This is a genomic window from Janthinobacterium goodfellowi, from assembly GCF_051380695.1.
Taxonomy (GTDB): domain Bacteria; phylum Pseudomonadota; class Gammaproteobacteria; order Burkholderiales; family Burkholderiaceae_D; genus Janthinobacterium.
Map to the genome: position 1 here is coordinate 341844 of NZ_JBNYXN010000007.1, position 22924 is coordinate 364767.

The 22924-nt window shown below is 62.2% G+C and carries 19 protein-coding genes; 16 read left to right on the forward strand and 3 right to left on the reverse strand.

The genetic code is table 11. The features are described from left to right. Positions 1-50: 50 nt before the first annotated feature. The 7 genes from ACQ4WQ_RS24780 to ACQ4WQ_RS24810 all read left to right on the forward strand — a co-directional run bounded on the left by ACQ4WQ_RS24780 (position 51) and on the right by ACQ4WQ_RS24810 (position 8344). Positions 51-1061 (forward strand): porin, encoded by a 1011-nt coding sequence (locus tag ACQ4WQ_RS24780; protein WP_436500718.1) that lies wholly within the window; start codon positions 51-53, stop codon positions 1059-1061. A gap of 226 nt (positions 1062-1287) precedes the next feature. Beyond that, positions 1288-3102 (forward strand): sulfoacetaldehyde acetyltransferase, encoded by a 1815-nt coding sequence (gene xsc / locus ACQ4WQ_RS24785; RefSeq protein WP_436500720.1) that lies wholly within the window; start codon positions 1288-1290, stop codon positions 3100-3102. A 226-nt stretch (positions 3103-3328) separates the two neighbouring features. Then, positions 3329-4330 (forward strand): phosphate acetyltransferase, encoded by a 1002-nt coding sequence (gene pta / locus ACQ4WQ_RS24790; RefSeq protein WP_436500722.1) that lies wholly within the window; start codon positions 3329-3331, stop codon positions 4328-4330. Between the two features lies 1 nt (position 4331). After that, the gene (locus ACQ4WQ_RS24795) at positions 4332-5093 is read left to right on the forward strand and encodes a sulfite exporter TauE/SafE family protein (RefSeq protein ID WP_326457062.1); all 762 of its coding nucleotides are present in this window, start codon (positions 4332-4334) and stop codon (positions 5091-5093) included. Positions 5094-5385: 292 nt separating this feature from the next. Beyond that, on the forward strand, positions 5386-6273 hold the full coding sequence (locus ACQ4WQ_RS24800; RefSeq protein WP_436500724.1) for an RNA ligase family protein: 888 nt from the start codon (positions 5386-5388) through the stop codon (positions 6271-6273). Beyond that, positions 6270-7409, forward strand: coding sequence for an AAA family ATPase (locus ACQ4WQ_RS24805; RefSeq protein ID WP_436500726.1), 1140 nt, complete (start codon positions 6270-6272; stop codon positions 7407-7409). The genes ACQ4WQ_RS24800 and ACQ4WQ_RS24805 overlap by 4 nt, the downstream gene beginning before the upstream one ends. A 242-nt stretch (positions 7410-7651) precedes the next feature. Next, positions 7652-8344 (forward strand): choice-of-anchor E domain-containing protein, encoded by a 693-nt coding sequence (locus ACQ4WQ_RS24810; RefSeq protein WP_436500728.1) that lies wholly within the window; start codon positions 7652-7654, stop codon positions 8342-8344. On the opposite strand, the gene ACQ4WQ_RS24815 is transcribed toward ACQ4WQ_RS24810, so the two are convergent. The 3 genes from ACQ4WQ_RS24815 to ACQ4WQ_RS24825 are packed head-to-tail and all read right to left on the reverse strand — an operon-like array spanning position 8345 to position 11925. Beyond that, entirely contained in the window at positions 8345-10078 is a 1734-nt protein-coding gene (locus ACQ4WQ_RS24815) for a cobaltochelatase CobT-related protein (RefSeq protein ID WP_436500730.1), read from the reverse strand. Further along, positions 10075-11049: an AAA family ATPase gene (locus ACQ4WQ_RS24820; RefSeq protein WP_436500732.1), complete on the reverse strand. Its 975-nt coding sequence runs from the start codon at positions 11047-11049 to the stop codon at positions 10075-10077. Before ACQ4WQ_RS24820 ends, ACQ4WQ_RS24815 begins: the two co-directional genes overlap by 4 nt. Positions 11050-11088: 39 nt before the next feature. Next, a complete protein-coding gene (locus ACQ4WQ_RS24825; RefSeq protein WP_369811606.1) occupies positions 11089-11925 on the reverse strand; it encodes an IclR family transcriptional regulator in 837 nt (278 codons plus the stop codon). Between the two features lie 223 nt (positions 11926-12148). Between ACQ4WQ_RS24825 and xsc (ACQ4WQ_RS24830) the strand changes: the two genes are divergently transcribed. From xsc (ACQ4WQ_RS24830) to sorB, 9 genes are all read left to right on the forward strand, one after another. Next, positions 12149-13957 carry a sulfoacetaldehyde acetyltransferase gene (xsc, locus tag ACQ4WQ_RS24830; RefSeq protein ID WP_436500774.1) on the forward strand — a complete coding sequence of 603 codons (1809 nt, stop codon included), beginning with the start codon at positions 12149-12151 and terminating at the stop codon, positions 13955-13957. A 287-nt stretch (positions 13958-14244) separates the two neighbouring features. Next, positions 14245-14652 carry a nuclear transport factor 2 family protein gene (locus tag ACQ4WQ_RS24835; RefSeq protein ID WP_070290384.1) on the forward strand — a complete coding sequence of 136 codons (408 nt, stop codon included), beginning with the start codon at positions 14245-14247 and terminating at the stop codon, positions 14650-14652. A 25-nt stretch (positions 14653-14677) separates the two neighbouring features. Beyond that, positions 14678-16117, forward strand: a complete 1440-nt coding sequence (locus tag ACQ4WQ_RS24840; protein ID WP_436500735.1) for an NAD(P)/FAD-dependent oxidoreductase — start codon at positions 14678-14680, stop codon at positions 16115-16117. 122 nt (positions 16118-16239) lie between these two features. Further along, a complete protein-coding gene (gene tauA / locus ACQ4WQ_RS24845; protein ID WP_436500737.1) occupies positions 16240-17292 on the forward strand; it encodes a taurine ABC transporter substrate-binding protein in 1053 nt (350 codons plus the stop codon). A 71-nt stretch (positions 17293-17363) separates the two neighbouring features. Next, positions 17364-18179 carry a taurine ABC transporter ATP-binding protein gene (locus ACQ4WQ_RS24850; protein WP_070219220.1) on the forward strand — a complete coding sequence of 272 codons (816 nt, stop codon included), beginning with the start codon at positions 17364-17366 and terminating at the stop codon, positions 18177-18179. Between the two features lie 79 nt (positions 18180-18258). Next, complete coding sequence (locus ACQ4WQ_RS24855; protein WP_070219225.1) at positions 18259-19053, forward strand: ABC transporter permease subunit; 795 nt, start codon at positions 18259-18261, stop codon at positions 19051-19053. A 290-nt stretch (positions 19054-19343) separates the two neighbouring features. After that, positions 19344-20777 (forward strand): amino acid permease, encoded by a 1434-nt coding sequence (locus ACQ4WQ_RS24860; protein ID WP_436500740.1) that lies wholly within the window; start codon positions 19344-19346, stop codon positions 20775-20777. Beyond that, the gene (gene sorA / locus ACQ4WQ_RS24865; protein WP_436500742.1) at positions 20770-21990 is read left to right on the forward strand and encodes a SorA family sulfite dehydrogenase catalytic subunit; all 1221 of its coding nucleotides are present in this window, start codon (positions 20770-20772) and stop codon (positions 21988-21990) included. The genes ACQ4WQ_RS24860 and sorA overlap by 8 nt, the downstream gene beginning before the upstream one ends. A 10-nt stretch (positions 21991-22000) precedes the next feature. After that, complete coding sequence (gene sorB / locus ACQ4WQ_RS24870; RefSeq protein WP_436500744.1) at positions 22001-22621, forward strand: SorB family sulfite dehydrogenase c-type cytochrome subunit; 621 nt, start codon at positions 22001-22003, stop codon at positions 22619-22621. Positions 22622-22924 lie beyond the last annotated feature (303 nt).

The window sequence follows — 22924 nt, forward strand, 5'->3', positions numbered from 1 at the left end:
TGTTGATTCTGTTTGAAGCACCCATAAAAACCACAATACCTGGAGATGACATGAAACACACACTCGTAGCGGCAGCCATCCTGGCTTCCTTCGCCGCCGGCAGCGCCGGCGCCCAGTCGTCCGTCACCGTGTACGGCTTGCTCGACGCGGGCCTCACGTCCGAGCACGGCGGCGCGGACGGTTCCGTCACCAAGCTGGCCACCGGCGTGCAGTCGGGCAGCCGCATCGGCTTCAAGGGCACGGAAGACCTGGGCAACAATTTAAAGGCCAACTTTTTGCTGGAAAATGGCCTCGATCTCGACACGGGCGCCTACCGCCAGGGCGCCTTGTTCGGGCGCAAGGCCTATGTGGGCCTGTCGGGCGGCTTCGGTGCCGTGAACCTGGGCTTGCAGCACAACCCGCTGTTCACCGCGCTCGACAATATCGACCCCTTCGAGACGGGTATGACGGGCGCCTCGATCAACCTGATGAGCGTGGCCAGCCTGCGTACGAAAAACTCCATCATGTACGAGACGCCAAAGGTGAACGGCTTGTCGGCCGCCGTCATGTATGGCCTGGGCGAAAAGCCGGACAGCAATACCCTGGGCCGCACCATCGACTTTTCCATCGACTATGCCAACGGCCCGCTGGTGCTGACCCTGGCGCACGACAACCGCAAGGATACGCCGCTGAACACGGCGAAAGTCACCTTGCTGGGCGGTACCTACGACTTCGGCCCTGCCAAATTGCACGCCGCGTATGAAACGGACAAGGACGATGCGGGCACGGATTTCCGCGACTACATGCTGGGCGTGTCGGCCCCCGTGGGCGCGGCGGGCAGCGTGATGGCCTCGTACATCCGCAAGGATGACCGCACGAATGCGCACCGCGGCGGGCGCCAGCTGGCCATCGGCTACACCTACGCCTTGTCGAAACGCACCAACCTGTACACCTCGTACGGGCGCATCAGCAACGATGGCGCAGGCACCAACTTTGTCGGCGACGCATCGAGCGGCGGCAGCGTGCCCTTGCCGGGCCATAACTCGAGCGCCTTCACGGCCGGCATGCGCCTGAAGTTCTAAGCGCGGCGGCGTAGAAAAACGATGGCGGCTTGTCTGTTGCGGATAAGCCGCCATCGTTGTTTCAGGAGTGGACCTAAGTCACGGATTCCGGATTCAGGAATGAAACAGTCCGATTTTTCATGAATTTTCATTGACAGCGCATTTCGCAACCGTTAAATTGAACACGTATTTCAAATATCGGAACAAAATATACCGATTTTTTATAAAACCGTAAGGAGACTGAGCCATGACCGATTTGTCCGACCAAAAAGCCGCCGCCGCTGCCGTTCCAGTAGGCCCGCAAAAGATGACGCCTTCCGAAGCGTTCGTGGAAACCCTGGCCGCCAATGGCGTGACCGACATGTTCGGCATCATGGGCTCGGCCTTCATGGACCCGATGGATATCTTCGCCCCCGCCGGCATCCGGCTGATTCCCGTCGTGCACGAGCAGGGCGCCGGCCACATGGCCGACGGCTATGCCCGCGTTTCGGGCCGCCATGGCGTCGTCATCGGCCAGAACGGCCCCGGCATCAGCAATTGCGTGACAGCCATCGCCGCCGCCTACTGGGCGCACACCCCGGTCGTCATCATCACGCCGGAAACGGGCACCATGAGCATGGGCCTGGGCGGCTTCCAGGAAGCGAACCAGTTGCCGATGTTCGAGGAATTCACGAAATACCAGGGTCACGTGACCAATCCCGCCCGCATGGCGGAATTCACGGGCCGTTGTTTTGATCGCGCCATGTCGGAAATGGGGCCGACGCAGCTGAACATCCCGCGCGACTATTTTTATGGCGAAATCAAGGCCGAGATTCCAAAGCCGAACCGCCTGGACCGCGGCGCCGGCGGCGAGCAAAGCCTCAACGATGCGGCCGAATTGCTGGCCAAGGCCAAGTTCCCCGTGATTATCTCGGGCGGCGGCGTCGTCATGGGCGAAGCGATCGAGGAGTGCAAGGCCCTGGCCGAGCGCCTGGGCGCCCCCGTCGTCAACAGCTACCTGCACAACGACTCGTTTCCCGCCAGCCACCCGCTGTGGTGCGGCCCGCTCGGTTATCAAGGATCGAAAGCGGCGATGAAACTGATCGCCCAGGCCGACGTCGTCGTCGCTTTGGGTTCGCGCCTGGGACCGTTCGGCACCTTGCCGCAGCACGGCATGGATTACTGGCCGAAGAACGCGAAAATTATCCAGATCGACGCGGACAACAAGATGCTGGGCCTGGTCAAGAAAATCTCCGTGGGCATCTGCGGCGACGCCAAGGCGGCCGCCAAGGCGATTCTTGCCCGCCTCGATGGCAAGACGCTGGACTGCGACGCGACGCGCGACGAGCGCTACGCCACGGTGCAAGCGGAGAAGGCCGCGTGGGAAGAGGAATTAACGAACTGGACCCATGAAAAGGATGCGTACAGCCTGGACATGATCGAAGAGCAGAAGAAAGAGCAGGGCAATTATCTGCACCCGCGCCAGGTGCTGCGCGAGCTGGAAAAAGCCATGCCGGAAGACGTGATGGTGTCGACCGACATCGGCAACATCAACTCGGTGGCCAACAGCTATCTGCGCTTTGAAAAGCCGCGCAGCTTCTTTGCGGCGATGAGCTTTGGCAACTGCGGTTACGCGTTCCCGACCATCATCGGCGCGAAAGTTGCCGCGCCGCACCGTCCGGCCGTGTCGTATGCGGGCGACGGCGCCTGGGGCATGAGCCTGATGGAAACGATGACCTGCGTGCGCCACAACATTCCCGTCACCGCCGTGGTCTTCCACAACCGCCAGTGGGGCGCGGAAAAGAAGAACCAGGTCGATTTCTACAACCGCCGCTTCGTGGCCGGCGAGCTCGATAACCAGAGCTTCGCGGAAATTGCGCGCGCCATGGGCGCCGAAGGCATCACCGTCGACAAGCTGGAAGACGTGGGGCCGGCCTTGAAGAAGGCGATCGACATGCAGATGAATGAAGGCAAGACGACCATCATCGAAATCATGTGCACGCGCGAGCTGGGCGACCCGTTCCGCCGCGATGCGCTGAGCAAGCCGGTGCGTCATCTGGATAAGTATAAAGACTACGTTTGATGTAACGGGTGTTGTTGGATTACGCCTTTCAGGCTAATCCAACCTACGCAACCTACGCAATTGACGCGTGGTGCTGGCGTAGGTCGGATTAGCCGGGCAAAGCCCGGCGTCATCCGACACTACCCTGACCGATCCTTGTATGACCCCGGCTTGCCGGGTTTTATGTGCCGGAACCATCTTTATGCTTCCATGGTTCCGGCACTTTTTTTACTGAATTGGAGTCGCCATGAAAGCCCTGCACCGCATCATCGAACAAGCCCGTGCCGTGCCGAAAAACATCGTGTTGTGCGAGGGCGGCGATGCGCGCGTGCTGCGGGCGGCCGCGCGTGCGGCTGCCGAAGGCCTGGCGCACATCACCCTCGTCGGCAAGCCGGCCGCCATCCTGGCCCTGGCGCACGAGCACGGGCTGAACCTCGATGCCGTGCGCCTGGTCGACCCGGCAACGTCCGACGAGTCGGAACACTATGCCCAGCAATTGTTCGTGCTGCGCCAGGCCAAGGGCATGACGGTGGAGCAGGCGCGCATCGCCGTGCAGGATCCGCTGTGCTACGCCAACCTGATGGTGCGCCTGGGCGACGCCGACGGTTGCGTGGCGGGCGCCGTGCACACGACGGCCGACGTGGTGCGCAGCGCCATCCAGATCATCGGCGTCGACCCGGCCTTCAAGCTCGTGTCCAGCTTTTTCCTGATGATGCTGTGCGAACCGTTTCACAGCCTCAAGGGCGGCTTCATCTTTTCCGACTGCGCCCTGGTCGTGGACCCGAAGGCCGAGGAACTGGCCGACATCGCCATGGCCGCCGCCGACAGCGCGCAAGCCTTGCTGATGGAAGAACCGCGCGTGGCCATGCTGTCGTTTTCCACCAGCGGCAGCGCCCACCACGCGGCCGTCGACAAGGTGCATGCGGCCACGGACCGGGTCAAGGCCCAGCGTCCGCTGTTGGCCATCGATGGCGACGTGCAGCTCGACGCGGCCATCGTGGCCGAGATTTCGCAGAGAAAAGTGAAGGATTCCGTGGTCAACGGCCGCGCGAACGTGCTGGTGTTCCCGAACCTCGACGCGGGCAATATCGGCTATAAATTGGCCGAGCGCATGGGCGGCGCCGTCGCCATCGGCCCCTTGCTGCAAGGCTTGAAGAAACCCGCCAACGACCTGTCGCGCGGTTGCAGCGCCGACGACGTGTATAACGTGATTGCCGTCACGTCCGTGCAGGCCCAGGGTGGGCGCTGAGTTGTTCAGCTTGCCCGTGCTGGCGCTGCTGGGCGTGGTGGCGGCCGGCACGTATTTCCAGACCGTCACGGGCTTTGGCCTGGGCATGATCGTCATGGGCGTGGCCAGCGGCCTCGGCCTGGCGCCCGTGCCCGCGCTGGCGGCCCTCGTCAGTTTGTTGTCCCTGGCCAATTGCCTCGTGGCCTTGCCGGGCGCCTTGCACCACCTGGACTGGCGCGCCATCCGCGCGGCCAGCATCGGCTTGCTGCCGGCCATGGCGGCCGGCGTGTTGCTGTTGGGATATTTGGACCAGGCGTATGCGCCCGTGCTGAAACTGTTGCTGGGCGCGGCCATCGTGTATGGCGGCGTCAGCATCCTGCTGCAGGCGCCGCCGGGACCGGGCGCGGCGGATAAACGCAGCTTTTTCATCAGCGGCGTGTGCGGCGGCCTGTTCTCGGGCCTGTTTTCGCTGGCCGGCCCGCCGCTCGTGTATCAGTTTTATCGCCAGGAAATGAGTTTAACCACCATCCGCTACAGCCTGATCTTTCTGTTCGCCATCAGCGCGGGCGGACGTTCGCTGATGGCGGGCAGCCAGGGCCAGCTCGATGGGAAAGTGTTGCTGCTGTGCGCGCTGGCCTTGCCCGTGGGCGTGCTGGCCACGATGGCTGGCAAGCGCTACCCGCCGCCGATCGCGCAGCGCGGCATGCGCCGCATCGCGTTTGCCGTGCTGACCCTGATCGGCCTGTCGCTGATGGCGGCGGCCGTGCCGCAATTGCTGCACTAATCGTGCGGTACTTGCAAAATAATCAAACAGGCTTTATATTCGCGGTTCTTTCTCGAACCTCTTCCTTATTGGAGCCAAAAGTGCCTCGCTACTTCGCCATCACCTGCTAACGCTGACGAAATGCTCTCTGCAGCATCGTTCGGCGCGTTGACGCCCCCGATTGCTGCGGCACTGTTTTTGCTCTTTCCGCACACGTATCCGAGACCCAGGTCTTGATCGTCCACGCCCGAACACGTCGTCAGCACCCCTGACCCTGTATGGACACGCCCCGGTGAACGCGGCGTGGGACGCTATGTTTTTACAATCTTTGCCTTTATTCAAATACCCGCGCACGCCGCACCTGGAAGGCTCGCGCCTGCAGGACGGCGACGATGGTTCCGACCAGATGCCGCTGAAAAAGCTGGCCGGCCGGTACGTCGTCATCGAGGAAAAAATCGATGGCGCCAACTCCGCCGTGTCATTCAGCGATGCGGGCGAGGTGCTGCTGCAGTCGCGCGGCCATTACCTGGCGGGCGGCGGCAGCGAACGCCAGTTCAACCTGTTGAAACCGTGGGCGCACGCGCATGAACACGCCTTGCTGGGCTTGCTGGAAGACCAGTTTGTGCTGTTTGGCGAATGGTCTTACAGCAAGCATTCCGTGTTTTACGACCGCTTGCCCCATTACTTCAACGAGTTCGACGTGTATTGCCGCCGCAGCCAGATGTTTTTGTCGACGGCGCGCCGCCACGCCATGCTGGCCGGCTCGCCCGTGCTGTCCGTGCCCGTGCTGTACGCTGGGCTGATGCCCGCGTCGCCGAAACAGCTGTGGCAGCTGCTGCGCCATTCGCTGGCCAAGTCCCTGCTGTGGCGCGACGCCTTTGAAAACGTGGTGGCGCGCGAACGCCTGCCGCTGGACCTGTGCTGGAAACAGACGGACAAGTCCGATCACGCGGAAGGCCTGTACCTGAAAGTGGAAGACGACGAGCAAGTGCTGGCCCGCTACAAGCTGGTCCGGCATGACTTTACGCAAACCATCCTCGACAGCGGCTCGCATCACAGCACGCGGCCCTTGATCCCGAACCAGCTGGCCGACGGCGTCGACCTGTACGCGCCGCAGCCGCTCGTCACGTGGGAGAGCCTGGGCTTGCATACCTGCCAGTCGCTGGACGAACTGGCAATATTTTCAAGGAGTACAAGATGAACTGGAAACAGTTACAACAACTGGTGCCGACGGCGGGCCAGTCGCCCGATTTCAGTGCCTGCCTGGCCGCCTTCCCGCAGCTGGAGCTGGCGAAGACGACGCCGCAAAACCCCGTGTATCACGCGGAAGGCGACGTGTGGACGCATACCATGATGGTGGTGGAATCTCTGCTGGCCATGCCCGACTACCAGCAAGCGACGCGGGCGCAGCAGGAAATCGTGTTCCTGGCCGCCTTGCTGCACGACGTGGCCAAGTGCAGCACCACAGTGATCGACCCGGTGACGGGCGCCATCGGCCAGCCCGGTCACTCGCGCAAGGGCGCCCTCGATGCGCGCATCGCCCTGTGGGATGTTGACGTGCCGTTTGCCGTGCGCGAGGAAATCTGCCGCCTTATTAACGTCCATCAAGTGCCGTTCTTTGCGCTGGAACAATCGCGGCGCGGCGTCACGCCGGAGTTCACCGTGCGCGAACTGTCGTGGCAGGTCGATATCCGGCTGCTGGCCATGCTGGCCGAAGCCGATATCCGCGGCCGCATCTGTCCCGACCCGCAGCGCATTCTCGACGCCATCGAGCTGTTCCGCGAGCTGGCGCGCGAGGAAGGCTGCTATGGCCAGCGCAGGGCCTTCGTCGACGACCATACGCGCGTCAAATACTTTCGCGGCGCCGAGGCGCATCCCGACTACCCCCTGTTCCAGGAGCCGGGCTCGCACGTGATCGTGATGTCGGGCTTGCCCGCGTCGGGCAAGAATACGTGGGTGGACAAGCACCACCCGCGCCTGCCCGTCGTGTCCTTCGACGATGCGCGGACGGCCTTGGGCTTGAAGCACGGCAAGAACGAAGGACAGGTGGGGGATTACGCGGAAGAGCGGGCGCGCGAGCTGTTGCGCAAGGGCGAACCGTTCGTGTGGAACGCCACGCACCTGTCCAAGCTGATGCGCGAAAAGACGCTCAACTTGCTGTACAAATACCATGCACAGGTGGAGCTCGTGTATCTGGAGCAGCCGCGCAAGGAATTACTGCGGCGCAACGGCCAGCGCGACACGTCGCTCAGCAACAAGAAGCTGCAATCGATGCTGTGGAACTGGGAAATCCCGCTGCCGATGGAAGCGCATGCCGTGCGTTACTGCGTCGATTGAGGCGCCAGCAAAGGTGCTGCGCTTCATTCGTCCTCTTGTTTGATCGTTTCCTGGGAAATAAAAATAACAATACTTATTTTTAAAATTGCAACAAACTGAGTATATTGCGACTCTTTCATTTATTACAATGAATTGCCTGGATAGCCGCATTGCCGGGCTGCGGCGCGAGGGGATACCCTCGCGTTCCCCGTGTGAATCACTGCATGATCCACGTCCCCTCATTGAATGAACAGGAGTCATCGATGCACAAATCTCTCATCGCATTGGCCGCCGCCGCCGCGTTAGGCCTTGGCGCCGCATCTTCCGCCCAGGCGGCCACCCAGACCATCAGCTTCAGCGCCGACCGCGCCCTGGGTGCCACCAATTGGTCAGATACCCTGGGACTGGGCAAGTTCGACAGCAACCTGGGTACCTTGACGTCGATCAAGTTCCATCTGGAAGGGGGCGTGCAGGGCAGCGGCAAGGCGGAAAGTCTGGATGCCGGGGCGTCCGACGTGACCCTGAGCCTGGCCTCGCTGCTGACCTTGTACCGTCCCGACAACTCCACCTTGCTGGTGGCCAATCCGCTGTTCACGCAAACGTTCGCGCTGAGCGCCTTCGATGGCAGCATCGACTTCGCGGGGACGTCGGGCGCCAGCACGGGCCCCCGTTCGAGCACGGGGTCGAACAGCTACACGAGCGGCAGCGCCAGCGACTTCGCCCTGTTTTCTTCGGTGGGCGGCGGTTTGATCTACCTGGGTTTGAATGCCCTCGGTTCCTCGACAGGCAGCGGTTCCGGTAATTTGCTGACGCAGTTCCAGACGGCCGCCTCCGGCCGCGTGGAAGTGACGTATGAATACATCAGTGCCGTGCCGGAACCGGAAACCTATGTGATGCTGCTGACGGGCCTGGCGTTGGCCGGCGTGATGGCGCGCCGCCGCAAGCCCCGCGCTTGATCAGCGTCGGCTGCGCCCGGCGAGCAATTGCGCGATCTCGCTGAACAACTCATTGTTCAGCGAGGCGGGCAGGGTGGTAGCCAGGCTGCGGCTGTAGTAGGCGCCCAGGTCCAGGCCCAGTCCCAGCCCGCAGATTTCCACGGCGCCCTGCGCTTCGCGGCGCACCACCACCTGTTTCAGGTGCTGCGCCAGGTAAAACTCGTCGTTCGCCAGATTCGTGGCCGTATCCATCGGGCAACCATCTGATACGACGAGCAGGATACGCCGCCGCTCGGGCCGCGCCAGCATGCGCGTGCACGCCCAATCCAGGGCTTCGCCATCGACGCCTTCGCGGTACAGGTCCGCCTTCAGCAGGGCGGCGATATCGGGCCGCGCGCGGCGCCAGCTCGTCTCGCCATCCTTGAACACCATGTGCACGAGCTCGTTCAATCGGCCCGGATTGGCGGGCGAGCGGGCGCGCATCCAGTCGCGTTTGACTCTTCCCCCGTTCCACGCGCCCGTCGTAAAGCCCAGCAATTCCGTCGTGATGCCCGCCTGGTCCAGCGCGCGCAGCAATATGTCGAGCAGCACGGCCACGGATTCCGCGTGCGTCTTCATGGAACCGGAGCAATCGACAAGAAAAGTGACGAGGCAATCGGCCTGCGGCAGGAATTGTTCCTTGCGAAACAGCCTACGCTCGGACGGCGAGCTGATCAGCTGGGCCAGGCGGCGGCCGTCGATGTATCCCTCTTCCTCGCCGAACGACCAGCCGTCGCGCTGGGGTACGGCCAGCAGTTGCGTGAAACGCCGCGCCAGGCGGGCCGTGTTGATGCCCAGGCTGGCGATGCGCGCGTCCATGCGTTCGCGGTATTCGAGCAGCAGGGCGCGGCGCACGAGCTCGCCCGCCTTGTCTTCACGGTCGTAGGCCGTGCAGTACGCCTTGTAGCCGCCATCGCCATCGCTGAAGGCGCGGCTGTCGCCCAGCGGGGCGGCATCGGGAAGGTGGTCGTTGTCGCTGTCGAAATCGAGCAGCAGCTTGAAGGCTGCCTGCGCCTTGGCGTCGCCCGCGTCGTCCTGGCTGCCGTCGCGCGCCGCCTGCGCCTCTTTCAGCATGGCGTCGACGGCGTGAGCGATGGCCAGCGCGTGGCGCGCAAAGGCCGCCTGGTCGGCGCGGTGGCGGCGCAAGCCCGCCAGGTCGCCGCTCAGTTGCGAGGATAGGGACCAGCGCGTCGCTTCAATAAAATCTTCCGTCTTTTCCAGCACGGGCCGGGCCGTCAGGCGCGACCAGCACATCTGGAACACTGTATACAAGAGCAAGCCCGATGCGCCCTCGGCCAGGCCGGAATCGTAGAACGCGTGCGACCATGCCGTAAAACGGTGGCGCAGGTTGGCGATGACGCCCGCATGCTGCTCTGGCGCCAGGGTTTCCACGCGCAGTTGCTCCAGCAGCTCGAAGACGAGCCGCGCCACGGGGTCAAGCGGGCACAGCGACCTGTGCAGGGCAGCGTCCGTATGCAACAGCCGCAGTGCCACGCTGTCGGCCGCGCCGCGCAGCGAGGGTAAATCCTGTAGCGCCACATCGGGCTGCAGGTGGGCGGCGTGGATGGGCAGGGGGCGGTGGCCGTCGTGCAGGCGCCGGCCCCGGTAGCGGATGGAGGCAACGCCGCTCAGCGCGCGGATGGCGCCCGCGCACAACTCGTCCGTTTCCTGCTGCTCGCGCGTGTAGGCGGCAGGCGCGGTCGTTTCCGTGCTCATGCCTGGCTCGCCAGCAATTCCTCATTGAAACAGCGCTGGTAGTACTCGGCCACCATGGGCCGCTCGGCCTCGTCGCATTTGTTGAGGAAGGACAGGCGGAAGGCCAGGGCCGGGTCGCGGAAGATCTGGCAATTCTCGGCCCAGGTGATCACCGTGCGCGGCGACATCAGGCACGCGAGGTCGCCCGCCGCATAGCCGTGGCGCGTGAGGCTGGCCACGGCCACCATGCGGCTTGCCAGCTGGCGGCCCGCCGCGTCATTCATGGCGGGGACACGCGCCAGCACGATGTCCGTTTCTTCGTCCTGCGGCAAATAGTTCAACGTGGCAACGATGTTCCAGCGGTCGATCTGCGCGTGGTTGAGCACTTGCGTGCCGTGGTACATGCCGTTCAGGTTGCCCAGGCCCACCGTGTTCGAGGTGGCGAACAGGCGGAAATGGGGATGGGGCGTGATGACCCGGTTCTGGTCGAGCAGGGTGAACTTGCCGTCGCGCTCGAGGATGCGCTGGATGACGAACATCACGTCGGGGCGGCCCGCGTCGTACTCGTCGAAGATCAGTGCCACGGGGCGCTGCAAGGACCAGGGCACGATGCCTTCCTGAAATTCCGTCACCTGCTGCTGTTCGCGCAGCACGATGGCGTCCTTGCCGACCAGGTCCAGGCGGCTGATATGGCCATCGAGGTTGACGCGCACGCAAGGCCAGTTCAGGCGCGCCGCCACTTGCTCGATATGCGTGGACTTGCCCGTGCCGTGCAAGCCTTGCACCATCACGCGGCGGTTGTGGGTGAAGCCGGCGAGTATCGCCAGGGTCACGTCCTTGTTGAAGCGGTAGGCGGGATCAATGTCGGGCACGTGCGGATCGCGTTCCGTGAAGACGGGCACGAGCAGGTCGCTGTCGATATGGAACAGGCTGCGCACGGACTGCAAGGATTGCGCTGCGGCGGCGGGGGGATGTTGGCGTGAATCTGGCACCTTGTTCTCCTGTGAAACCGCAGCGGGGGCGCTACGGGGTTATGAATTACCTGCCTGCAATGCGTCGTCGTCCCCGCCCGTCGTCGGCATGGTTTCCGATTCGATGGCGGCCAGGGCTTGCGCGGCGCGTTGCAATGCTGGCAAGAAATGTAAAGCCTTGTCGTGCGTCAAACGGATGATGGGCGCCTGGATGGCCACGGCCAGGTTCGAGCGGCCGTTCGGGTTCGGCACCAGCACGGCCACGCACAGCAGGCCGGGCAGGAATTCCTCGTCGTCCAGCGCATAGCCGTTGCGGCGCACCAGTTCCAGTTCGCGCTCGAGCTTGACGGGGTCCGTTTCCGTCTTGTCCGTAAAGCGCGTCAATTCCATGTGGCCCAGCAGGCGGCGCCGTTGCACGGGCGTCATTTGCGCCAGGAACAGCTTGCCGCTCGACGAGCAGTGCGCGGGCACCCGCGAACCCGGATGCAGGTAGAAGCGCAGCGGCGCCGCCGTTTCCACCCGGTCCAGGTACACCACTTCGCTGCCGCTGAAGGCCGTCAGGTTGCAGCTTTCGCCCACTTCCTCGACCAGTTGGCGCAAGACCATGCGGCGGGCGCCATGGAAGGTGTTGTTAATCAAGAGGTTCGACGCCAGGCGGCGCAGGCGCACGCCCGTGCTGTAGTGGCGGCCGTCGCTTTCGCGCTGCAGCACGCCCACGCTTTCCAGCTGTTGCAGCATGCGGTGCAGGGTGGGCTTCGGCAGTCCCGTTTCTTCCACCAGCGCTTGCAGCGACAGCAACTGGTCTTTTTCGGCAATCACTTCCAGCAAGGCAAACAAACGCATCGTGGGCGTGTCGCCTTCCAGTTTTTCCGGCTCAAGTTTTGGGGATGAAATCATGTCCATGGTGGCCTCGGTTGGGTATCTGAGTGTTACATCAGCTTATTTCATTTTCGAACTCAAATTGTACCGTTTCCTCGAAATTCTGTTTGACTTTTGATTGCCGAACGCTTAAATTGAATTGTATATCAAATTTCGGAACAAAATATACCGTTTTTTGATAAATAAGTTGATAAATACGTTGCAGTTCATTACCACAGACCAGGAGACACCCATGAATGACATGACCGAGCAAAAAGCCGCCGCCGCAGCGGCCACCCCCACCGGGCCGCAAAAGATGACGCCTTCCGAAGCGTTCGTGGAAACCCTGGCCGCCAATGGCGTGACCGACATGTTCGGCATCATGGGCTCGGCCTTCATGGACCCGATGGATATCTTCGCCCCCGCCGGCATCCGGCTGATCCCCGTCGTGCACGAGCAGGGCGCCGGCCACATGGCCGACGGCTATGCCCGCGTTTCGGGCCGCCACGGCGTCGTCATCGGCCAGAACGGCCCCGGCATCAGCAATTGCGTCACGGCCATCGCCGCCGCCTACTGGGCGCATACCCCGGTCGTGATCATCACGCCGGAAACGGGCACGATGAGCATGGGCCTGGGCGGTTTCCAGGAAGCGAACCAATTACCGATGTTCGAGGAATTCACGAAATACCAGGGTCACGTGACGAATCCCGCCCGCATGGCGGAATTCACGGGCCGCTGCTTTGACCGCGCCATGTCGGAAATGGGCCCGACGCAGCTGAACATCCCGCGCGACTATTTTTATGGCGAAATCAAGGCCGAGATTCCAAAGCCGAACCGCCTGGACCGCGGCGCCGGCGGCGAGCAAAGCCTCAACGATGCGGCGGAACTGCTGGCCAAGGCCAAGTTCCCCGTGATTATTTCCGGCGGCGGCGTCGTCATGGGCGAAGCGATCGACGAGTGCAAGGCCCTGGCCGAGCGCCTCGGTGCGCCCGTCGTGAACAGCTACCTGCATAACGACTCGTTTCCCGCCAGCCACCCGCTGTGGTGCGGCCCGCTCGGCTACCAGGGTTCGAAGGCTGCCATGAAACTGATCGCCAAGGCCGACGTCGTCGTCGCCCTCGGTTCGCGCCTGGGACCGTTCGGCACCTTGCCGCAGCACGGCATGGATTACTGGCCGAAAAATGCCAAGATCATCCAGATCGATGCCGACAACAAGATGCTGGGCCTGGTCAAAAAGATTTCGGTCGGTATCTGCGGCGACGCCAAGGCGGCCGCGAAAGCGATTATTGCCCGCCTGGACGGCAAGACGCTGGACTGCGACGCCACGCGCGACGAGCGCTATGCCACCGTGCAAGCGGAGAAGGCCGCGTGGGAAGAGGAATTGACGAACTGGACGCACGAGAAAGATGCGTATAGCCTGGACATGATCGAAGAGCAGAAGAAAGAGCCGGGCAATTATCTGCACCCGCGCCAGGTGCTGCGCGAGCTGGAAAAAGCCATGCCGGAAGACGTGATGGTGTCGACCGACATCGGCAACATCAACTCGGTGGCGAACAGCTATCTGCGCTTTGAAAAGCCGCGCAGCTTCTTTGCGGCAATGAGCTTTGGCAACTGCGGCTACGCGTTCCCGACCATCATCGGCGCCAAGGTTGCCGCGCCGCACCGTCCGGCCGTGTCGTATGCGGGCGACGGCGCCTGGGGCATGAGCCTGATGGAAACGATGACTTGCGTGCGCCACAACATTCCCGTCACCGCCGTGGTCTTCCACAACCGCCAGTGGGGCGCGGAAAAGAAGAACCAGGTCGATTTCTACAACCGCCGCTTCGTGGCCGGCGAGCTCGACAACCAGAGCTTTGCCGAGATCGCGCGGGCCATGGGCGCCGAAGGCATCACCGTCGACAAGCTGGAAGACGTGGGTCCGGCCCTGAAGAAGGCGATCGACATGCAGATGAATGAAGGCAAGACGACCATCATCGAAATCATGTGCACGCGCGAGCTGGGCGACCCGTTCCGCCGCGATGCGCTGAGTAAACCAATTCGTCACCTGGATAAATATAAAGACTACGTTTGATGTAACGGGTGTTGTTGGATTACGCCTTTCAGGCTAATCCAACCTACCCAATGTACGCGTGGCGCTGGCGTAGGTCGGATTAGCCGGGCGAAAGCCCGGCGTCATCCGACAAAGCGTTGTGACCAAATTCTCACAGATTGTCACGGAAACATCATAATTTCATTAAAGAATACAAGGCGTCCCGTTTTTTGGATTATTTGATTTGACAAGGCCATGCTTAAGGCTTAAATTCAATAAAAGACAAAAAACGGAACGTAGCGTATCAAAAACGATTTACGGAGACCACCATGAACCACCCTGTACCGCACACCGACGCCGTCACCATCGACTTCCTGCAAGCCTTCGGCGATGCCTGGAACCGTCACGATATCGAGGCCCTGATGGCCGCCATGGCCGACGACTGCGAATTCCACGCCGTGGCCGGCCCAGACTTGCTGGGCAAGAGTTTTGTCGGCCGCGACGCCGTGCGCGCCGGTTTCGAACTGGCCTGGCAAACCTTTCCCGACGCCGCCTGGCTCAACCCGGAGCACTTCGTCAGCGGCCAGCGCGGCGTGACGGAATCGACCTTTGCCGGCACCAAGGCGGACGGCACGCGCATCGAAGCGCGCATGGTCGACATCTTCACTTTCCGCGACGGCAAGATCGCCGTGAAGAATGCCTTCCGCAAGGATCGTCCACCCGTCGTCAAAGCTTAAGCCAGTACGTTCACCAGGAATGATCATGAACAAACCTGTCGACACCCCATCTGACGTACTGGGCAACAGCACCGCCGCCCGCACGCCCTACGATCCCGCCTTCGATCCGCTGGTGGCCCAGCGCCCCGGCCACGGCAATGCCTACGCGCCCACCTACTGGATCGGCACGGCCGGCGAGCCGCCCGCCGACGACGGCCCCATCACGCATGACATCGACGTCGACGTGGCCATCATCGGTTCCGGCTTCACGGGCTTGTCCTGCGCCATCTTCCTGGCCCAGGAACACGGCATCAAGGCCACCGTGCTGGAAGCGAATCGGGTCAGCTGGGGCTGCAGCACGCGCAATGGCGGCCAGGCGCAATGCACGACGGGCCGCCTGAAGCGCTCGCAGTGGATCGCCCGTTACGGCATGGACACGGCCCTCAAATTGCACGCGGAAGTGTGCGACGCGATGCAGACATTCAAGAAGATCACGGCCGACATCGATTGCGACCCGCAACCGGGTGGCCACCTGTACATCGCCCACAAGGCGAAAGCCATGCCCGCGCTGGAAAAGGAAGCCAAGGTCATGCGCGAGATCTTCAAGTACGACGCGCGCATCCTCGACGCCGACACCGTCAAGCGGGAATTCGTCGACGACAAGGAAGCGGCCGGCGCGCTGCACGAGCCGGAAGGCATCGGTATCCACGCGGGCAAGCTGGCCTTCGGCTACCTGCGCAAGGCGCGCGCGCTGGGCGCCAAGGTGCACCCGTCCAGCCCCGTGATGGGCTGGGAAACGCGCAACGGCGTGCATTATCTGCAAACGCCGGGCGGGGTGGTGCGTGCCCGATCCGTGGCCGTGGCCACGGGCGGCTACACCTCGCCCCATCTGCATCCGCAAGTGAAAAACCGCTTGCTGCCGATTTTGTCGAATTCGCTCGTCACGCGGCCACTGACCCCGGCGGAAATCGAGGCGTGCAACTTCCGCACCCACCAGGTGATCACGGATACGCGCATCCTGCGCCACTACTACCGTTTAATGCCGGACAACCGCGTGCAGATCGGCAGCCGCAGCGCCATCACGGGCGCCGACGCGCCGGACGACAAGTACAAACAGTTTTTGATCAATGACCTGCACCGCAAGTTCCCCGCGCTGACCGGAATCGGCATCGATTACTCGTGGTGGGGCTGGGTCGACGTCAGCCACGACATGATGCCGCGCATCGTGCAACCGGACCCCAGGCAATCGATCTTCTATTCGCTCGGTTACGGCGGCAACGGCGTCATGTACTCGGCGCAGGCGGGCCGGCGCATGGCCGAACGCATCGCGGGCAAGGCCAGCGACACGGGCTTGCCGATCTTCAATTCGAAACTGCCGTACCCGAACATGATGGAACTGGTCGAGTCGCAAGCGTTCGCTCCGTTCCGCCGCCTGGGCCAGCGCTTCCTGTACCGCTGGTATCACTTGAAGGATGAAGTGTTTTAAATAGTAATCGCAGTAGCCGTACTAAGCCGTCGCATGGTTGACAAAGAGCAACCAGCGGCGCCTCCCGCAAGGGATGAGATTGCCCGAACGTTCACACATAACAATAAATCTTGGAGTGAGACATGAACACTAATACGAGCAAAAACACGGTTTTTTCAACGATGCGCCGCGCCGTCCTCGGCACCCTGGTGCTGGGCGTGGCGGTCGCATCAAGCGGCACGGCCTTCGCACAAGGCAAGGAAGTGACGATTGCCTACCAGGAAATCAACGGTCCCTTCCTGGTGGCGATCGCCAGCGGCGAAGTGGAAAAGACCACCGGCTATAAAATCAACTGGCGCAAGTTCGACTCGGGCGCCAAGGTAGCCACCGGCATGGCGTCCGGCGACGTGCAGATCGGCGTCATCGGTTCCAGCCCGTTGACGGCGGCCGTCAGCCGCGGCGTCGACCTCCAGCTGTTCTGGATCATCGACGACATCAATGAAGCCGAAGCGATGGTGGCCCGCAATGGCGCCGGCATCAGCAAACCGACCGACTTGCGCGGCAAGAAGATCGCCGTGCCGTTTGTTTCCACTACACACTTCCACACCATGTTCGCGCTGGAAACATGGGGCATCAAGCCCACGGAAGTGAAATTGCTCAACATGCAGCCGAATCAGATCGCCGCCGCCTGGGAACGGGGCGACATCGATGCCGCCTTCGTGTGGGACCCGGCCTTGAGCAAGCTCAAGCAAAACGGCAAGGTGCTCGTCACTTCCGGCGAACTGAGCAAGAAGGGCAAGGCCACGTTCGACGGCATGGCCGTCGAGCGCGCCTGGGGCGAAGCGAACGCCGACTTCATGGCCAAGTTCGTCAAGGTGATGGCTGCTGCCGACGCCGATTACCGCGCCAATCCGAAGGCGTGGACCATCGATTCCCCGCAAGTGAAAGCCAACGTCAAGCATTCGGGCGCTGCTGCCAAGGATGTGGCCGCTTCCGTGGCCCTGTACGCCTATCCATCGCTGCAGGAACAGGCCTCGCCGGCCTGGCTCGGTGGCGGCGCGAAGGGCGGCGTGGCGCAAGCCTTGCTGGCCACGGCGCAATTTTTGAAAGCTGAGGGCAAGATCGACAGCCTGGCTCCCGATTACGCCAAATATGTGACACCCAAGTATGCACAGGCTGCCGGCCTGCTGAAGTAAACGTTGTGCGATGGCGCGCCTGCGGGCGCGCTGACTGAACAGAGTGCGTTGAACAGAACTGTGGGGACACGATGGAAAATCTGTACGTCAAGGATGTCAGCGTGATTTATCCGGGCAAGACGGCCGGTGAACGCGTACATGCCTTAAATAATATCAATCTCACCATCAATAGCGGCGACTTCGTCGTCGCGCTCGGTGCTTCCGGTTGCGGCAAGACAACCTTGCTGAGCCTGATGGCGGGCTTTATCGCCCCGTCCAAGGGCGAAATCATGCTCGGCGACAATAAAGTGGAAGGGCCGGGCGCCGACCGCGGCGTGGTGTTCCAGAAACACGCCCTGCTGCCATGGCTGAACGTGATGGAAAACGTGGAATTCGGCCTCAAGCTGCAAGGCGTGCCGAAAGCCGTGCGGCGCGAACAGGCGGCCAAGAACCTGGCGCTGGTCGGCTTGAAGGACTTTCACGACAATATGATTTATCAATTGTCGGGCGGCATGCAGCAAAGGGTGGGCATCGCCCGCGCCCTGACCAGCAATCCCGCCATGCTGCTGATGGATGAACCGATGGCGGCGCTCGATGCGCTGACCCGCGAAACCATCCAGGAATTGCTGCTCGATATCTGGGCCAAGTCCAGCACCATGTTCTTCTTCATTACCCACAGCGTCGACGAGGCGCTGTTCCTGGCGAACCGGCTGATCGTCATGTCGCCCCGTCCGGGCCGCATCACGCACACGTATGAACTCGATTTCAACAAGCGCTTCCTCGAATGCCGCGATGCGCGCGCCGTGAAATCGAGCCCGGACTTCATCAAGATGCGCGAAACCGTGCTCAACATCATTTATGGCGACGAGCGCGCCGTCAATAAAGAGCTGGAGGTGTCCCATGCATAGCCCATCCGTCGTGGGATTTCCTCCCACTACCGCCAAGCGCGCCGGCTTTTTTGGCCGCCTGTTCGCTCCCCGCTGCGCCATGCCCGGCGAAGCGTTCGGCGCGCCGGGGCAGGGCAATTCCAGCCGCATCGCCACCGTCACCGTCATCGCCGTGCTCTTGCTGTGGTTTGGCGTGACGGCCAGCGGCCTCGTGAAACCGCTGTTCCTGCCGTCGCCGCAAGCTGTCTATGAAAAATTCATCATGGCGGCCACCACCGGTTTCGGCGGCGCCACCTTGTGGGAACACACCGTCGCCAGTCTGGTGCGCGTGTTCGGCGCGTTTGGCCTGGCTTGCCTGTTTGCCATCCCCGTCGGCGTGATGATGGGCGTCAACCGCGTGGCACGCGGCATCTTCGACCCCTTGATCGAGTTCTACCGGCCGCTGCCGCCACTTGCTTACTTGCCACTGGTTATCATCTGGTTCGGCATCGGCGAGTTTTCGAAGGTCTACCTGATCTTCCTGGCCATCTTTGCGCCGATGGCCATCGCGGCCCGCGCCGGCGTCAGCTCTGTTTCATTGGAGCAAATCCACGCTGCCTATTCGATGGGCGCCACGCGTTTCCAGGTGATCGTGCACGTGATCCTGCGCGCCGCGATTCCGGAAATCCTTACCGGCATGCGCATCGGCATCGGCGTGGGCTGGACCACCCTGGTGGCGGGAGAAATGGTGGCGGCCACGCGTGGCCTGGGCTACATGGTGCTCAGCGCTTCCGAGTTCCTCGCCAGCGATGTGGTGATCATGGGCATCATCGTGATCGGCTTCTTCGCTTTCCTGTTTGATTTGATGATGCGCTACCTCGAACGTACCCTCGTGCCATGGAAGGGCAAGGTGTAAGACGTTCCCGGGAGTGGCGCTAATGCCACAAGTGTTGCCGCCGCTCCCATTTTTTAACCAGCAATAACTGAGCCATACCCCGTACGTATCCTCCAGCGCGCTTGCCCCTTGGGCGCCGCGCCGGGCCGCTGCATTTCCAGATTGACTTATGGCATGCAGCCAACCAGACTGATTTGATGATGTATCGATGCTGCTTGACGGTGTTGCCCAAATAAAACAAAGCCGCGCGGCAGGAACAAGCCGCAGCAGGCCAGGGCGCACCGAGCTTCAGATATTACTAGGAGACACACATGATTAGCGACAACCACAACAATACGGGCTTGCAGCATTCGCTGAAGCAACGCCACATGAGCATGATCGCCATCGGCGGCGTGATCGGCGCCGGCCTCTTTGTCGGCAGCGGCGTCATCGCCAAGGCCGCCGGCCCGGCCGCCATCCTTTCCTTCCTGCTCACGGGCGGCCTGGTCGTCCTGATCATGCGCATGCTGGGCGAGCTGGCCTCGTCCCTGCCCGTGGTCGGCTCCTTTTACGAATATGCGCGCCTGGCCTTCGACGACAAGCCGAAGGTCTCGAAATTCCTCGGCTTCATGAGCGGCTGGATGTACTGGTATTTCTGGGTCGTCGTCGTGGCCCTGGAAGCCATCGCCGGCGCCAAGCTGGTCAATTTCTGGCTGCCCGACGTGCCCTCGTGGGCCATCAGCCTGGTCTTGCTCGTGTCGATGACGGTGCTCAACCTGTTTTCGGTGAAGGCGTTCGGTGAATTCGAGTTCTGGTTCGCTTCGATCAAGGTCGTCGCCATCGTCGTCTTCCTGTTCGTCGGCGCCCTGTTCATCACGGGCAGTTTGCCCAACAGCATCCCGACTCTGGGCTTTTTGACCAGCCATGGCGGCTTCATGCCCCACGGCTGGGGCCCCGTGCTCAGTGGCGCCGTTGCCGCCACGGCCTTTTATTCGGGCGCCGAGATCGTCACCATCGCCGCCGCCGAAACGTCGGACCCGGCCAAGGCCATCGCCCGCGCCACCAATTCCGTCGTCACCCGCGTGCTGATGTTTTATGTCGGTTCCATGTTCGTCGTCGTCTGCATCGTGCCCTGGGATTCGCCGGCCATCGCCACGCCGTTCGTCAGCGCGCTGACCGTCATGAACATCCCGTACGCGGCCCACATCATGAACGCCATCATTTTGACGGCCGTGCTGTCGGCGCTGAATTCCAGCCTGTACGCTTCGTCGCGCATGATCTTTGCGCTGACGCGCCGCGGCGACGCCCCCACGGGCCTGGTCAAGCTGAGCAAGAATGGCGTGCCCATTCGCGCCATCCTGTTCAGCACCTTGTTCGCCTACTTCGCCATTGCCGTCTCGTACGTGTCGGCCGACCTCGTATTCCCCTTCATCGTCAATTCCTACGGCATCCTGATCCTGTTCGTCTACCTGCTCATTGCGATATCTCAATTGCGTTTGCGCCGTCGCCTGGAACGCGAATGCCCGGAACGCATCAAGGTGCGCATGTGGCTGTTTCCCTACCTGACGTATTTCACTATCTTCGCCATGCTGGTGATCCTGGGAGCCATGAGCGTGTCGTCCGATACGGAGCAGCGCGTGTCGTTCTGGTTCGGCCTGTTGAGCGTGGTCATCATGAGCGTCATGTACTACATCAAGAAACTGGTCAACGATGACCGTAACGGCGGCGAAGCGGCCGACACCAAAGTGGAGCTCAAACATGTCTGATACGACCTTGTTGCCGGCCGGCCGGCGCCGTTTCCTGCGCACGACGGCGGCCCTGGGCGCCGCCGCCGTGGCGGGCCCCTCCCTGGCCGCTTCCGTTACCTTGCCGTTTGAAAATGGCGAGCGCGAACTGGTGGCTTTCCCGCAAAAGCGCCCGCTGATCCTGCTGACCAGCCGCCCGCCCCAGCTGGAAACGCCGTTCAGCGTGTTCAATGAGGGCGCGATTACCCCCAACGATGCGTTTTTCGTGCGCTACCACTGGAGCGGTTTGCCGACCAGCATAGACGGCGACAGCTACCGGCTGCGCATCGCCGGCCTCGTCAAGACGCCGCTGGAGCTGTCGCTGGCCGAGCTGAAACAGCTGGCAGAGCCTGTCGACGTGGTGGCCGTGACGCAATGCTCAGGCAACAGCCGCGGCTTCTTCGCCCCGCGCGCGAATGGCGGGCAGCTGGGCAATGGCGCCATGGGCAATGCCCGCTGGACAGGCATCCCCCTGAAAACCGTGCTGGAAAAGGCCGGCATCGCGGCCAATGCCGTGCAAGTGGCCTTCAATGGCCTGGAAACGCCGCCCGTGGGCGATGGTCCAGACTTCCAGAAAGCCCTGTCCGTCGAGCACATCATGGCCGGCGACGTCCTGCTGGCCTGGGCCATGAATGGCGAGGACATTCCTTTCCTGAACGGCTACCCGCTGCGCCTGATCGTGCCGGGGTTCTATGGTACCTACTGGGTCAAGCACCTGAGCGACATCACCGTGCTGGACAAGCCATTCGACGGCTTCTGGATGAGCACGGGCTATCGCATTCCCGACAATGGTTCCGGCTTCATCGAGCCGGGCGCGCCGGTGGGCAAGACGACGCCCATCAGCCGCCTGAACGTGCGCTCCTTCATCACCAGCGTGCAAGATGGCGCGCAAGTGAAGGCGGGCCGCGACCTGGCCATGCGCGGCATCGCCTTCGACAGCGGTCACGGCATCAGCGAGGTGACGGTGTCGACAGACGGCGGCCAGACGTGGCAGGAAGCAACGCTGGGCAAGGACCTGGGCCGCTTCTCGTTCCGCGAGTGGACGATGGTCATGAAGGCGCCGCGCAAGGGCAAGTACGTGCTGATGGTGCGCGCCGTCAACCGCATCGGCCAGAGCCAGCCGATGAAAGCCCTGTGGAATCCCATGGGTTATATGCGCAATGTGGTGGAAACCACGCGCATCCAGGCAGTGTGAGGAGAATCCAATGCTGATAAGAACACTCGCCGCCGCCGTGGCCCTGATGCTTGCCGGCAGCGCCGGCGCGCTGGAAATCCATTTGCCGCCGGAAACAGCGACGTATAAACCCAGCGAATTGCCCGGCTACCAGCTGGTGCAGCGCAACTGCATGACGTGCCATGCGGCCCAGTATGCATCGAGCCAGCCGCCTGCCTCGCCGCGCGCCTACTGGGAAGCGACCGTCAAGAAGATGAAAAAGCCGTTCGGCGCCCAGTTTGACGACGCGGACATGCCGGCCATGGTCGACTACCTGGTGAAAACCTATGGCGCGGAGCGGGGCGCCGCAGCGACGGGCGCGACCGTCGCCAAACCCGTGGCCGCCGCTGTCCCGGCCGCCAGCGGCAAGGATGTCAAAACCTTGCTGGCGGCGAATGGCTGCATGGCATGCCACGCCCTCGACCAGAAAGTGGTCGGCCCCGGCTTTGCGGAAGTGGCCGCCAGGTACAAGGGCAAGGAGGGTGTCGCCGCCGTTGCGGCCAACATCCGCAGTGGCGGCGCCGGCAAATGGGGCCCCGTGCCCATGCCGCCATTCAGCCAGCTCAGCGAAGCCGATGCGGCGGCCCTGGCGAAATACGTGCTGTCCAGGTAGCGCCTGGCCAGACCGGCGCGCTGGCACACTTCAACTCCCTTCCTCTCCACGGCCAGCCGGCATGTCAGCCTTGCGTTCGACATGCCGGCTGACAGTCACGCCGCTTCCCTTCACATTCACTGCTGAATTAATTCATTGGCAATTCATTTTTGCAAGAATGTTACATGTTCTCATGGCGCAAAAAATTGTGTCCTAAACAGAGACTCATTGTATGTAAATCATAACATTGTTTTATATTGCGGCAATATCAATAGGTTGCCCCTGAAACAAATATTTGTGCTGCTCAAAGTAGCATGTTGATAG